This window comes from Sphingobacteriaceae bacterium (genome assembly GCA_016715905.1).
GTDB lineage: Bacteria > Bacteroidota > Bacteroidia > B-17B0 > Aurantibacillaceae > Aurantibacillus.
This window is the reverse complement of the sequence record JADJXI010000020.1, coordinates 448,108-462,738: the sequence shown is the minus strand read 5'-3', so window position 1 is coordinate 462,738 and position 14,631 is coordinate 448,108. Positions and strand designations below refer to the sequence as shown.

The following is a 14,631-nucleotide window of genomic DNA, read 5'->3' as shown; positions in this document are numbered from 1 at the left end:
TGTAGTAAAACTTAACCACAAAGGTCACATAAAAAATTGTCTATTACTTTATGCCTTCTTATTTCCTTGTGGTTAAACCGGCTCGAACGAGATAGTAATTATTTGGGCGCCGAACACGCCTTCACTACAAGCTTACTTGTAATTTACCAAGTTTGTCTGGCTGCGGGGTCTTTTACCTAAATGGTAAAAGCCTCCTCGCTCCGCAAACTTTTGGCAAATTACTGCGTAAGGCTTTACGTTCAGTCGTTGGCGCAAAACCCAGTTGCCGAATCAACCTATAATTTTTGAATTTCCTCTTTTGAATTTTAACTTACCGCTTTTACCTTTTCACTATCTAAATCAATCCTGTTTCACCATTTTCTTGGTATCAATTTCTTTGCCATCCACAATTAAGGTGTATATGTACAAACCGTTAGTTAAATCAGCGGCAAATACATTGAGTTGGCCCCTGCCCTTTTTCTCAATATCAACGGCTTTAATGATTTTACCATCAATGGTTTTAAAAATGATTTGTGCAAATCCATATTGTGCCGGAACATTGTATGTGATGATAGTATGTTCTGCATAAGGATTTGGAATGTTTTGATTGAGTACAATTACATCTTTATCACTTAAATCAACATTTAATTGATTGAGGATTTGTTCTTGAGCTTGCTGATTATTACCATTAACCCCGGTTTGTTTGGCTTGTTGATTTTCGCAGCACGCGTTTATATTTTGCGTGAGGACTTGGATTAAGGAGTCTTGCTTTTCAATTTGTTTTTGTTGCTGTTGCATAGCGCGTATAATAATTGGTATCAATTGCTGATATTCAAGTCCTTTAAAATTCACCTGTGGCGCAATCAAATTCCCATTTCCATCATATTTGGCAGGATGAATATTCTCTGTTACTACGGCAGGTAAAATTGTTTCGGTTTCCTGCGCTACAAGACCATATTGTAATCCTGCAGGCAAATTCATACTCGGATAACCTTGTTGATTAAAATTAAATGTTCTTGGTTTTAATTGATTAATTATTCCAAGTGCATTGCTTATAGAGTCAATATTTTGTTTCAATGCAACATCACTGGGACCATAAGATCCTGCGATATATACATCGCCATTAAAATATCCTGCATAGGTAACTCCCACCGGTGGCGGAGGTGGACCACCCGGAATAATTCCGGTTAATCTTGTTTCACCATAAATTGCATAACTATTTATTGGAGAAACGTTGCCATCTACCTCACCATATACGCCATAGTTAAACCCCGGAGAATTGGTTGCCCTTCCGTAAACCCCATAATTGTCTACCGGAAAAAAACCGTTTGTTGAATTCGAATCAGACATGAATGCACCACCAATGGCATATCCTCCGGCTCCTGTAAACTTACTGGGTTTTGAATTTTTAGCAATTCTTCCAATAACCCCAACATTAAAAGCGGCATTTACCGCCTCAAATACACCTCCGGCATTCAGCGGTTCTGTAATTGGATCAGGTGGAGTAATTCCTTTTGATTCTCCGTAAACTCCACCATTTAATGGCCCTCCACTTGTTGTTGCAGGATTTAAATTAATAAAATACCCTGCATAATTATCATAAGTTATATTTGGAGTTGTTTGCTGTTCAAGTACATTAAATTTTGAAACAGGTAAAATAGAATTACAAGGATAACCGATAGATACCATATCTTGTTGTAATCCGGTTGAAGGTTGAATAACAGATTGACCGGGATAAAACAAGCGGAAAGTACCTAATGGAATTTCATAATCGCCAGTTAAAGGATTTGAAGGACCGGGAACACAGTAATTTCCTATACCCGTTCCTCCGGTTGGTGTCGGCACCGTGGTTAAAATAACATCTCCGCTGGCATTCACGCTCAATACCTGATTGTTTGTTGGTAATGGTGCTGCACCTGCCAGATCCGTTAGTCTTAATCCGCTTGTTGGATTAGTACCCGTGTTTCTGTTTACTTCCAATCTATTCCCAGGTGTACAATTATTGGTGCCTATCCCCACTCTATTTCCGGCCGCGCCAAAGGGCGTATTGGGTGAAACCGGATTATTAAAACAAAAATTAAAATTATTCATAGGTATCTGCCTATCGTTGATTAATTGGAAATTTGTAATAATTACCGTATTCGTTTCCGGACAATTTATTCCTAATTGCACAATACCTAAGGATGTGGTTGAAATTCCATTGTTGGTTAGTACACTGGCTGTAGGCACAATTTTCACAACATCACCATTACCATCAACCGTTAGTACATGTGTTGGATTGATTGTAGCAGAAGTGTATGCCGCAGTTGGCACAGGAACACTTAAGCTAGTTAAATCTCTAAAGCGCAGTCCACTTGCTCCTGTTGAACCTGGCCATGAACCGGGAACTACTCCTGGATTTCCAACGCCTGCACCTAAACTAAGTGGTGGCGCACCAAGCGTTGTATTAATCTCTACGGTATTGTTTGGATCTTGTGGTGGGGTCATCGATTGAAAATCTCCTATACTAATTCGTGGATCTGCAATAGTGTTACCCGCAAGTGTGTTGGGGAAAAACCTCATAAACTCAAGACCATTTACGCCACCCATTGCTCCGGGTCCGGCAAAAGGAGCAACCTGTGGAGTGGTGAAAATAATTCGAAATCTGTCCGGCCCAATAATTCCGGGCGGAGGACTAGCTTGTATATTATCTCCCCATGAGAGCACTGCATCAAATCTATCTATCCCTCCAATAATATTAGTTTCTTGTTTAAGACCAATGTATACATTATCGGTAGATCGCGAAACGAACATCCCCACATCCATCCAAGGCCTCCATCCATCTGTAGCTACCGGATTTCCAATATTTCCCGTATTATAACCAAGATGTAAAAGACTCAAAGGCCTTGTAACAGGCGTAGCGGGATTATGTGAAATAGATACCCGTGTTAAATCACCAACAAGACCACCTGGATTAAGCGGACCTACGGGAACTGTTAGATTAGTGATGTTCATTACACGCATTCTTTCGGCATTATTAGTGCCAAAAATTATTGGTCTGTTTTCCGTATTTACCAAATATCCATTGTTTGGGGCATCAATTCCCAGTCTAAGTCCATCTAGTCCGCCTACGGCAGTTGGCCCAGGTGCATTTGTAAGAGGATTACCGGCTATAGGACTTGCCTGATTTGTGATTTGTAGGAAATTATTTGATGAATTTTCTCTATGCATATGAAGTGTACTTTGTGGTGCAAAGGCTCCGTTAAATCTTGGACCTACGCCAACATTACCGCCGGACGTATAACGAACAATTTCCCGGCCGTTAGGGCCTGAACCGGTTAAATCTCCAGGGCCAGGGCCACCTTCGGTTAAGAAAGTGAATACCATATTATCTTGAACATTATTATCTGCCCAGGCAAAAACGGCATCGGTAACATCATAAGCACCATTAGAACGTTGACCCATAAACATTAAATCTCTATTGTGTGTGCTCACAATACCATAGTGCATCCAATTTCGATAACCAGCCTGTTGTGGACCATTAATAGGGCTGTTATCACCATTTAAATGCAATACGCTAAAAGGGCCCGTTCCACTGAAAGAAGGGGGCATGAAAAATAAAGGATTACCAACGCCCAAAAAGCCATTACGAGGTATTGCAGGTTGGCCATTAATTATATTGGTAACATTTGGATTAAACATAGCTCTATCTATTCCTGCTGTAATAAATTTAATTTGGGAATTCCAAGTTATATCTGAACCAATAGTAGGAGGTGCGCCAGGTGGATTAAGATTATTGCCGTTTTTCTGCCAATTAGTCTGAGAGAATAATGGAGTTGCTGAGACGATGCTTAGGGTTAATAGCAAAATAGATTTTTTCATAGTTTAATTATTTTTTTTGTTTTAAGCAGTGATTTTCTTTTTAGATCTATTATTTGCACAATATAAGTTCCACTTATAAATGCTGAGAAATCAACGCGACATGATGCGTGAAAAGTTGTTGTATAAATTGTTCTACCCAATATGTCCTTTAACTCTAAACATAAATAGTCATTCAAATCGGTATCAACAAATATGGTATTGTTCGTTGAGTTAAAATATAAATTTAAACTGTTTAAATTAAACGGAGTCTTCTTAATGTTTGAATAAACAAAATCGGAATCTGTAGAAACTATCACATCGTCGATGTAGTAGTATGCTGCAGACGTTGCTGGAAAGTCATTTTTATAATCAATAAAAGAAGTATTTGGTGAAGAAAAGAAATTTCCAATAGTAATGTATTCATATGCCGAATCGGCAATAAAAGAACCCGCAATCATTGTCCAATTAAGTGTGTCAGAAATTATTGAATTTGTATAAACATGAGCAAAATTATTAATTGGAGCTTTATCAGTAATCGAATATGGTACCTTGGAAAAGAGAGCTCCAAGCTTATTGGAGGCGCAGCAAGCTTCAAAGTCATTAATTGTTAGAACTGCCTTGAAAGAAACAAAATATTTTGTACCGATGGATAAAGCCTGACTTAATTTAGTCATTGCTGGTTCACGATAATATGGTGGGTTAGGTTCATTCAGACCTAGCGTAATCATACCAATATAGGCTTCACCGGAAGATGCGTATTGAAAACCTCGTACATTATATGGGACAGACATATTACCTTGTGGAGAACATGCGTTGTAATAGTCTGTTGACCCGGCGGCAAAAAACCAATTACTAGTACAATCTAATTGGGCTGTACCAAATGGACAATAGGTATAACTCTCAAAACTCGGGTTCGGTACCAAATTCACTTGAGCATTTATTTTAAACGCGCTTATCAAAACAATTATTATTATTTTATTTCTCATATAGTTTATACTACACTACTTATGCGCAGTAGAGCTAATATAATCAAATAGTATCTATTTTACAATAAGAACCGAGTGCAAAAAGTAACAGTACAAAGAGGCCAAGTACCGGGGACAAATTAAACTCCAATGTAAGTTCAAATAGCGTTTTTTTTTTTTTTGATTTTGTGAACATTTTATAAACAGATGGCGATAGTTTTTACAAAAACAAAATAAATCTTACATCCCAAAAATTACACAATAAACAATTATGTAAAGTTTTATTAATTATAAATTCAACACAACTTTAACACACGAAAGGCAAAAAGTGATTTAAATGAATTACTCAACAGAGATTGTTTGTTGAGCTTTATAGGAAACAATGAACCACTTCTCGATACGCCGATAACCATTTCCATCTTCGGCTACTCGAAGTGACAATGGTGCTGTCAGTTCGAGTAGCGTAACGAAGTGAAGCGTATCGAGAACTGCATAAGGAGAATCACTTCTCGATATGCCGATGACCATTTCCATCTTCGGCTACTCGAAGTGACAATGGGAAAATCCAAACACAAAAAACTTGCAACAAACAACTCTCCAACCAAAAACCCTTTTATGATCTTTTATTTCTTTTATGGTTTAGAATGAAACTTTATTATTTCCGGTAGGAAAGTGCGCATTCTTAAAAATTATTTTAATACTTTCCTATGTAAATCTAATCTTACAATTCAACTCGAAAAAATAACTATGCAACTATGTGGTTAAAAATTTGGGTTGTTCTGGGGAATCAGAATTCTCCACAGCGGCAGTTTGCTCAACCATACCTAACGGTAGGCGGGCCTGCCTACCGGCAGGCAGGCGTCACATTCAGTAATTATAAAAACAAAAAACTCTCCAACCAAAAACCCCTTACTCCGAAAGAATAGATTTCATTTTTTTAATCTGCTCATTGGTTCCTAATACAAATACTTTCGAATTGGGAATAACTTGTGTATCTGCACTTGGATTTACAATAAATTCCCCGTCTGCAGTTTTAAACCCGATAATATTGGCCCCGCTTTTATTTCTGATTTCCAACTCCTTTAACGTTTTGGATTTAAAATTATCGGTTAAGCTTTCAAAAGTAATTTCTTCCAGATTAATATTTTCTCCGCCCTGCGCAGTAATTTTATCAATAAATTCCATCACATCGGGTTTCATAACCAAACTGGCCATGTGTGCGCCACCTACCTTATCGGGCATAATTACATTGTTGGCGCCGGCAATTTTTAATTTGGTATCACTGCCATCATCACTCGCTCTTGAAATAATATTTATTTTAGGATTTAAAAAACGCGCAGTTAAAACAATAAACAGATTATCTGCATCTGTAGGCAACGTGGTTATTAATGCACTACATTTTAATATCCCTGCCGCTTGTAACATTTCGTCGCTGGTTGCATTGCCGTTCAGAATTAAATCCGAAAACTTATGAGTAATGCTTCCAGTAACAGATTCGTTTTTTTCAATCACTACAAAACGTTTGTCGTGTTTTTTTAATACATGCGCTGCCTGGCGTCCATTTCGCCCGAATCCACAAATAATTACATGTCCTTCCAGTTGTCCTATCATCTTCTTTATTTTTCTTTGTTTAAAGAATTTATTTATTTCTCCATCGGTCACTAAGCGGGTGATTGAACTTACCGCATAGGCAAATGTACCAAAACTTGTCATGATAAGAAAGATGGTAAAAAATCTCCCCGCCTCGCTCAAAGTCTGTACTTCACCGTAACCCACAGTGGCTACAGTTATCACAGTCATGTAAAAGGCATTCATCCAGGTAAATCCTTCAATCCATACATAACCAATTGTACCCAATAACAATAAGCCATTCATCAGGTAAAAGGGCATTAACAATTGATTATATTCCCGTAAAAGTTTTAACATGCTGTTTGGATAATGTATCTTTGCGTGGCCAAAAAATGCAACATTACACCCTAACAAAGTACGAAATTATATGAAAACCAAAACAACTGCAAAAAATAAAATTAATGTGGTAACACTGGGATGCAGTAAAAACCTGGTAGATAGTGAAGTTTTAATGGGACAATTGAAGGCCAATAAGTTTGATGTGGAACATGAAGGCGAGGGCGAACATAATATCGTTATTATTAATACCTGCGGATTTGTTGAAAACGCCAAACAGGAAAGTATTGATACCATTTTAAAATATGTGGAAGCAAAAAAAGAAGGGCATATTGAAAAGGTGTACGTAACCGGTTGTTTGAGCGAGCGCTATAAAAAAGATTTGGAAAAAGAAATTCCATTGGTGGATGCTTATTTCGGAACCAGAGAACTTCCGCGCATGCTCAAAACTTTAAAAGCCGATTATAAACACGAACTGGTGGGCGAAAGATTATTAACTACGCCCAATCATTATGCTTATTTTAAAGTGAGTGAGGGTTGCGATCGTCCTTGCAGTTTTTGCGCCATTCCATTAATGCGAGGAAAACATATTTCAGTTGAAAAAGAGGAGCTGGTGAATCGCGCTAAAAAACTAGCCGCTAACGGCACCAAAGAATTGCTTTTGATTGCGCAGGATTTAACCTATTACGGTTTGGATATTTATAAAAAAAGAGAGTTGGCTGATTTAGTGAGCAGGTTAAGTGATGTTAATGGTATTGATTGGATACGCCTGCATTATGCTTTTCCCGGCGGTTTTCCTTTGGACGTTTTAGACGTGATGCGCGAACGAAACAATGTTTGCAATTATTTGGATATTCCCCTACAACACATCAGCAATAACATGCTGCAAAGTATGCGAAGGGGCACAACCAAAGAAAAAACCATTGAATTAATTAAAACCATTCGAGATAAGGTACCCGGCATTGCCATTAGAACTACTTTAATTGCGGGTTATCCCGGAGAAACAGAAAAAGACCATGCCGAAATGTTGAAATGGGTGGAAGAAACCAAATTCGATAGACTAGGAATTTTCACCTATTCGCATGAAGAAAATACACACGCATTTAATTTAAAAGATGATGTGAACGAAAAAACAAAGAAAAAAAGAGCGGATGCGGTTATGCAAATTCAGCAGGAAATTTCTTTCAACCTGAACAAAAATAAAATCGGAAAAGAATTCCGCGTTTTATTTGACCGTAAAGAAAATAATTACTTTATTGGAAGAACGGAGTTTGATAGTCCGGAAGTGGATAATGAAGTGCTGGTAAAAGCAGATGATCATACCTACGTACGAATTGGCGACTTTGCCCAAGTAAAAATAACCGATAGCAGCGACTTTGATTTATACGGCGAGTTGATTTAAAAAACCAGAAAATGAAGAATTACTTTCTCATTTTATTTTATCTGACCAATGTTTTAATTTCCCGGGCACAAGACAGTATTTCAATTGGCGACAAATACCTTAGTGTTGCCGATATGCATGATGATTTACAATTCCTCCGGAAAAAATTAACCAAATATCATCCCGATCCTTATAAATACATCAGCAAAGACTCCCTCAAATTATTTGAACAACAACTCAAATCACAAATCGATACCGGTTTAACACAAACGCAATTTCGTTTTTATGTGCGGCAATTTGTACAAAAAATCGGTTGCGGACATACCGCCGAAAGTTCCCCCAATAAAAAAAATATTAAAGTTTCCCGTCCCATTTTACCAATCGATATTATTATCAGTAGAAATAAACTATTTGTTTCTAAAACCCAACTAAACGATAGTATCATTCAAAAAGGAAACGAGGTTATCAGTATAAACGGAATACAATCTGACTCTATTCTTAAAACTATTCGCAGCATTAGTTTTTCCGACGGAAGAAATACCACTTTTAAAGAAAAAACCATACAACGCAAACAATTTAAATACTTTTTTTCCTTCGCCTTTGGATATAAATCCGAGTATAACTTAAAAATTAAAAACACGAATAATCAGGAACAAGAATTAAGCGTGAAAGGAATTGATAGTAAAACAGACACTTTTGTTTATGGACGAACCCGATATTACAATGCCATTCATGCTCAAGCCAAATGTGTGTTATATAAAGATTCTGTAAATCCCAATATTTATGTGATGGATATTAATAAATTTCAGGGTAAGAAATGGCGAAAATTTATGCGTCGTTCATTCCGAACTTTAAGAAAAGAGAAGGCTGAGCATCTGGTTATAGACCTGAGAGAAAACGGAGGTGGCTCTATCATGAAAGGAATTTATTTTTTAAGACATCTGGTAAAAAAACCATTTGCCATTGGCATAGATCGAAAGATAAATCTGCTTCCCATAAATCCCGAATTAAAAATGAGTTTTTGGCAACGTTTAACTCCCGTCATGTTTCTAGCCATGCCAACAACATTACCTCGACATTGGAAGTTACGCCATTATTTTATTGGCATTCCTAAACTACATAACCGATATAAAGGTAAGGTGTATGTGATCATTAACGGAGGTTCTTTTTCTATGAGTGCGGTTGCTTGCTCTTATTTAAAATATAAAGGCAATGCAGTTTTTATAGGAGAAGAAACCGGCGGCAACATGGTAGGAAGCAATGCCATGAATAATGCACGGCTTATACTTCCGAAATCTAAAATTCAAATTACTATTCCACTTTATCATTTGTATTATAATACCAAACAAAAAAACACAGGACACGGCATAATGCCCGACTATCCGGTTTTTTATGGCACCAACGATTTATTAAATAATACCGATTTAGAAATAAAAACAGTGCGAGAACTGGTCAAATAATTCATTTTCTTGGTCTTAATTTAAAGCCTGCCTTCAAAATTTTTCTTATTTTTGAAATTATGCAAATCAGCACGTTTTTATATAGAGCCAGTACCATGGCTATGTGGAGTTGAAAATTTATTTTTCTGAACTAGAAATTGATTCATAAAATTCGTTGATTTAAAATTACAATAAAAAAATATTAAAATGGCTAAAGAAGTAAAAAATGTAGAATACGGACTTGAAAAAATTTTTGAAGGCGCACAAGATTTCCTTCCCTTATTAGGAACTGATTATGTTGAATTTTATGTAGGCAATGCCAAACAAGCCGCGCATTATTATAAAACAGCATTTGGTTTTCAATCGCATGCGTATGCCGGATTAGAAACCGGATTAAAAGACAGAACATCCTATGTATTAAAACAAGATAAAATTCGATTAGTTTTAACTACCGCATTAAAAAGTGATTCTCCAATTGGAGAACACGTAAAAAAACACGGCGACGGAGTAAAAGTAATTGCGCTTTGGGTAGAAGATGCTAAAAAAGCATTTGAAGAAACAACCAAAAGAGGAGCTAAACCATTTATGCAACCTACGGTGGAGAAGGACGAAAACGGAGAAGTAATAAGAGCCGGCGTGTATACCTATGGAGAAACGGTGCATATGTTTGTAGAACGAAAAAATTACAAAGGCAGTTTTCTTCCCGGTTTTGTAGAATGGAAAAGTGATTATAATCCGAGTCCGATTGGTTTAAAATTTATTGACCACATGGTAGGTAATGTTGGATGGGGAGAAATGAATACCTGGGTGAAATGGTATGAAGACGTGATGGGCTTTGTAAACTTTTTATCATTTGATGATAAGCAGATTCACACTGAATATTCCGCACTCATGAGCAAGGTAATGAGTAATGGAAACGGCAGAATAAAATTCCCGATTAACGAACCGGCCAAAGGAAAAAAGAAATCGCAAATTGAAGAATACATTGAATTTTACGAAGGGCCCGGCGTACAACATTTGGCATTGGCAACCGATGATATTATCAAAACAGTTTCTGAGTTAAGAGCCAGAGGTGTAGAATTTTTACCTCCTCCCCCACAGGCTTATTACGATGAAATTCCAAAACGTTTAGGCGTACATCGCGAAATGATGAAAGAAGATATTAAGGAGCTTCAGAAACTTTCTATATTAGTTGATGCTGATGAAGAAGGCTATTTATTGCAAATATTCACCAAACCTCAGGAAGATCGTCCCACTCTTTTTTATGAAATAATTCAGCGCATGGGCGCTAAAGGTTTTGGCGCCGGAAATTTCAAAGCCTTATTTGAAAGCATTGAAAGAGAACAGGCCAAAAGAGGAACATTGTAATTTAAGCATTACTCAATACACAAAGCCACGCAAAAAATGTCGTGGCTTTTTTTTTCTTCCACGCCTTCAAGCAGAGCTTGAGGAATCTTTACCCACGAGGATTAGCTCCTTCGTCGCTGATCCTCGTGGGGGTACTAACAACAAAACCCTTTTTGCTACGCAAAAATGTTTTTTGTTTTTTCTTCCTCGCCTTCAAGCAGAGCTTGAGGCTCCTCAGAAAAAACAAAAAACCCCTTCATTTTTCAATGAAGGGGTTTTGTTGTTGCCCGAGCTGGATTCGAACCAACATAGTCGGTACCAAAAACCGAAGTCCTGCCATTAGACGATCGGGCATCGCTAATTGTGTTAAAAGAACACAAAAACAGTTCGCAAAGATACAATTTTTTCCATTTTACCCAATAATTTTTTGATAAAATTCGTTCTAAAAAAAACCACCTAAAAGCTTATATTCGCATTCGTTATTATGATGACAAAACCTTTTATTAAACTAAACAATATCATCGGATGGATTGTTTGGGCCATTGCTACTTTTACGTATTGCAGCACCATTGAACCTACAGCCAGTTTTTGGGATTGTGGCGAATACATTGCCTGCGCCTATAAATTAGAAGTGGGACATCCACCAGGAGCTCCATTTTTTTTATTAATTGGCCGTTTTTTTAGTCTTTTAGGGGGGAACGATCCTGCGCATGCCGGCATGATGATTAATATTATGAGTGCTCTTAGCAGCTCTTTTACCATTCTGTTTTTATTCTGGACCATCACACGAATCGGCATTCGGGCCATAGGCAATAAAGTAAGCGAATTGGCCCAACCGCAACAATGGGCCGTATTAGGGGCCGCCACAATTGGCGCATTAGCTTATACTTTTTCTGATTCTTTTTGGTTTTCAGCCGTGGAGGGTGAGGTTTACGCCATGTCTTCTTTTTTTACAGCCGTAGTTTTTTGGGCTATTTTAAAGTGGGATGAAGAAGATAGCGAAAATCCGGTTGGCGCATTACGCTGGCTGGTACTGATTAGTTTTTTAATCGGCATGTCCATTGGGGTTCACTTATTAAATTTATTGGTTATTCCGGCCATCGGATTTGTCATCTATTTCAAAAAATACAAGTTCAGCTGGAAAGGATTTTTTATTGCAGGAATTTCATCCGTTTTTATTTTAGGCCTGGTTCAAAACTTAATCATTCCTAAAATTGTAAAGTTTGTAAGTGATTACGAGGTGTTTTTTACCAATAAAATGAATATGGGGTATAACACCGGAACCATTTTGTTTTTCATTCTGCTATTTGTTAGCCTTACCTTATTCATAGTTTACACCGTAACTAAAAAAGAAAAACATTACAAAATTGCTTTTTACACCTTTATCGCTTTTGCTGCCCTGGCCGTATTTGCGGCACCAAGTAAAGGCGGCATGTTTACCCGTTTGATTACTTTGGGTGCATTTGCCTACTTTATTAATAAATACAAAGAGAAAACCGTTAGTTTAAATGCTATTTTCCTAAGTTTCGCTACGCTTTTAATTGGATACTCTACTTTTTTCATCTTAGTAATACGTTCTCAAGCCAATACACCCATGGATGAAAACGATCCGGAAAATGCAACCAACATGCTTTCCTATTTGTTACGTGAGCAGTATGGTGATTTCCCTTTAGTGTATGGTCAATATTACAACGCTCCTACCCTTCCGCGTAGCGAATTTGGAAGTGGAGATCCTCTTTATGCTAAAGATGAAAAAGCAGGTAAATACAAAATAATTGATGATAGAAAAAATTCTATTCCCAAATACGATCCTGCATTTTGCACTATTTTCCCGCGTATGTATAGCAGCCAATCACATCACGAGTCAGCTTACAAGTATTGGGGCAATGTGGCTGAACACCATAAAACAAAAGTAGTGGAAGATAGAAATGAAGGAACTACCACCGTGGAAATCCCAACCTTTGCAGCCAACTTAAATTATTTCTTTGCTTACCAATTCAATTTTATGTATTGGCGTTATTTCATGTGGAATTTTGCCGGTCGCCAAAATGATGTGCAAGGCTTAATGCGTAATACCATGGAAGGAAACTGGATTTCCGGAATTTCTTCATTCGATAATTCCAGATTAGATACCGATACTTCGCAAGTTATTTACCGCGATAAAAATAATTTCGCACATAATGAATTTTATTTCCTCCCATTCCTTTTAGGTTTATTAGGTATTTGGTTTCACTTTAAAAAGAATAAGCAACAAGCTTGGGTAGTTTTATGTTTTTTCCTTTTAACCGGATTGGCTATTGTGGTATATCTTAATCAAACGCCTTATCAACCTCGTGAACGTGATTATGCTTATGTCGGAAGTTTTTATGCATTCGCCATTTGGATAGGACTTGGCGTTATGTTTTTATTTGATTTGTTCAGTAAAAAAATGGCGGGCAAAGGCGCTGCTATTGGAGCTACTGTATTAAGTTTAGTAGTTCCCGGCATTATGGCGAAAGAAGGATGGAATGATCACGATCGTTCTTTAAGAACTTTATCCCGTGATGTGGCCATTAATTATTTACAAAGTTGTGCGCCCAATGCAATATTATTTACAAACGGAGATAATGATACATTCCCGCTTTGGTATGCGCAGGAAGTGGAAGGTATACGTACCGACGTGCGCGTTGTAAATTTAAGTTTATTGCAAACCGACTGGTATATTAATCAAATGCGCCGCGCTGCTTACGAAAGTGCACCGGTACCATTTACCATCCCCGCCGAAAAATATCAAGCCAGTTTACGCGAAGTGGTTTACTTCACCGGCCAAGACCCTAAAGCCATGGATCTGAAAGATGCTATTGCTTTTGTTGAAAGTGATGACCCGAATAATAAAGTGGATAATGGTGGCGGAGATTTATTTGATGTTTTACACACCAAAAAGTTTTATCTCCATGTAGATAGTTTGCAGGTGATGAAAAATAAAGTAATAAATGTAAGTGATACCAACCGAATGGTTAAACAAATTCGATTTGATTTGGGCGGAAGAGGTTACATCACTAAAAATGATTTAATGGTATTGGATTTGGTTGCGCATAACGATTGGACCCGTCCGATTTATTTCGCGGTAACCACCGGTGATGAAGCCTATGTGGGTTTAAAACGTTTCTTCCAATTGGAAGGATTAACTTATCGCTTTGTGCCTATTGAGCAAACGGAAGATGAAGAAGCGCAAGGCGGAAGAGTGAACACCGAAGTGATGTATGATAATATCATGAATAAATTCCTTTGGGGCGGCATGAATAAAGTGGGCGTGAATTTAGATGAAAACTGTATCCGAATGGTAGGGAATTTAAGAATGCAAATGGGTGTTTTGGCCGGAGCATTAATTAACGAGGGCAAAAATAAAAAAGCAAAAGATGTGTTGGATAAATGCTTGGAAGTTATGCCGGATGAAGCCGTTCCTTATGACGCTACTTTGTTTACCATTTGTGCGGCCTATTATCAAATCAATGAAACCAAAAAGGCCAATGAACTGGCCCGTAAATTATTTGATATTTGCGAAGGAGATTTAAAGATTTATAATTCGCAAAAAGCCAATCATCGTATTGCCTTCGGTAGAGAAATCAATCAAGCGAAGGAAGTATTGAGAAGATTAACGGGTATTACCCAGCAATTCAAGCAAGAAGATTTGAGTAAGGAATTTATGGACCGAATTACAAAAATAATTCCGGCTGAAGAATTAATGCCTCAAAGAGAAGAAGCAAATCCGTAATCGAAAAAAATAAAAGTTGAA

Annotated in this window: 7 protein-coding genes and 1 tRNA gene; 4 read left to right on the top strand and 4 right to left on the bottom strand. The window is 37.4% G+C overall.

The features are described 5' to 3' along the window. Positions 1–339: 339 nt before the first annotated feature. The 3 genes from IPM51_17365 to IPM51_17355 form a co-directional block, all read right to left on the bottom strand. Entirely contained in the window at positions 340–3,840 is a 3,501-nt protein-coding gene (locus IPM51_17365) for a tail fiber domain-containing protein (GenBank protein ID MBK9286067.1), read from the bottom strand. Next, positions 3,837–4,805, bottom strand: coding sequence for a T9SS type A sorting domain-containing protein (locus IPM51_17360; GenBank protein MBK9286066.1), 969 nt, complete (start codon positions 4,803–4,805; stop codon positions 3,837–3,839). The genes IPM51_17365 and IPM51_17360 overlap by 4 nt, the downstream gene beginning before the upstream one ends. A gap of 888 nt (positions 4,806–5,693) precedes the next feature. Next, on the bottom strand, positions 5,694–6,710 hold the full coding sequence (locus IPM51_17355; protein ID MBK9286065.1) for a potassium channel protein: 1,017 nt from the start codon (positions 6,708–6,710) through the stop codon (positions 5,694–5,696). A gap of 70 nt (positions 6,711–6,780) precedes the next feature. Here IPM51_17355 and rimO point away from each other — a divergent pair, with 70 nt between their 5' ends. The 3 genes from rimO to hppD all read left to right on the top strand — a co-directional run bounded on the left by rimO (position 6,781) and on the right by hppD (position 10,877). After that, the gene (gene rimO, locus IPM51_17350; GenBank protein ID MBK9286064.1) at positions 6,781–8,091 is read left to right on the top strand and encodes a 30S ribosomal protein S12 methylthiotransferase RimO; all 1,311 of its coding nucleotides are present in this window, start codon (positions 6,781–6,783) and stop codon (positions 8,089–8,091) included. An 11-nt stretch (positions 8,092–8,102) separates the two neighbouring features. Then, a complete protein-coding gene (locus IPM51_17345) occupies positions 8,103–9,530 on the top strand; it encodes a hypothetical protein (protein MBK9286063.1) in 1,428 nt (475 codons plus the stop codon). 186 nt (positions 9,531–9,716) lie between these two features. Then, positions 9,717–10,877 (top strand): 4-hydroxyphenylpyruvate dioxygenase, encoded by a 1,161-nt coding sequence (gene hppD / locus IPM51_17340; GenBank protein MBK9286062.1) that lies wholly within the window; start codon positions 9,717–9,719, stop codon positions 10,875–10,877. A gap of 262 nt (positions 10,878–11,139) precedes the next feature. Here hppD and IPM51_17335 read toward each other — a convergent pair. Next, positions 11,140–11,210, bottom strand: a tRNA-Gln gene (locus tag IPM51_17335). Between the two features lie 133 nt (positions 11,211–11,343). Between IPM51_17335 and IPM51_17330 the strand changes: the two genes are divergently transcribed. Continuing rightward, complete coding sequence (locus tag IPM51_17330; GenBank protein MBK9286061.1) at positions 11,344–14,610, top strand: DUF2723 domain-containing protein; 3,267 nt, start codon at positions 11,344–11,346, stop codon at positions 14,608–14,610. Positions 14,611–14,631: the final 21 nt, after the last annotated feature.

Coding starts and splice junctions, on each gene's coding strand:
- IPM51_17365 (MBK9286067.1), bottom strand. CDS start 3,840: ATGAAAAAATCTATTTTGCTATTAACCCTAAGCATCGTCTCAGCAACT.
- IPM51_17360 (MBK9286066.1), bottom strand. CDS start 4,805: ATGAGAAATAAAATAATAATAATTGTTTTGATAAGCGCGTTTAAAATA.
- IPM51_17355 (MBK9286065.1), bottom strand. CDS start 6,710: ATGTTAAAACTTTTACGGGAATATAATCAATTGTTAATGCCCTTTTAC.
- rimO (MBK9286064.1), top strand. CDS start 6,781: ATGAAAACCAAAACAACTGCAAAAAATAAAATTAATGTGGTAACACTG.
- IPM51_17345 (MBK9286063.1), top strand. CDS start 8,103: ATGAAGAATTACTTTCTCATTTTATTTTATCTGACCAATGTTTTAATT.
- hppD (MBK9286062.1), top strand. CDS start 9,717: ATGGCTAAAGAAGTAAAAAATGTAGAATACGGACTTGAAAAAATTTTT.
- IPM51_17330 (MBK9286061.1), top strand. CDS start 11,344: ATGACAAAACCTTTTATTAAACTAAACAATATCATCGGATGGATTGTT.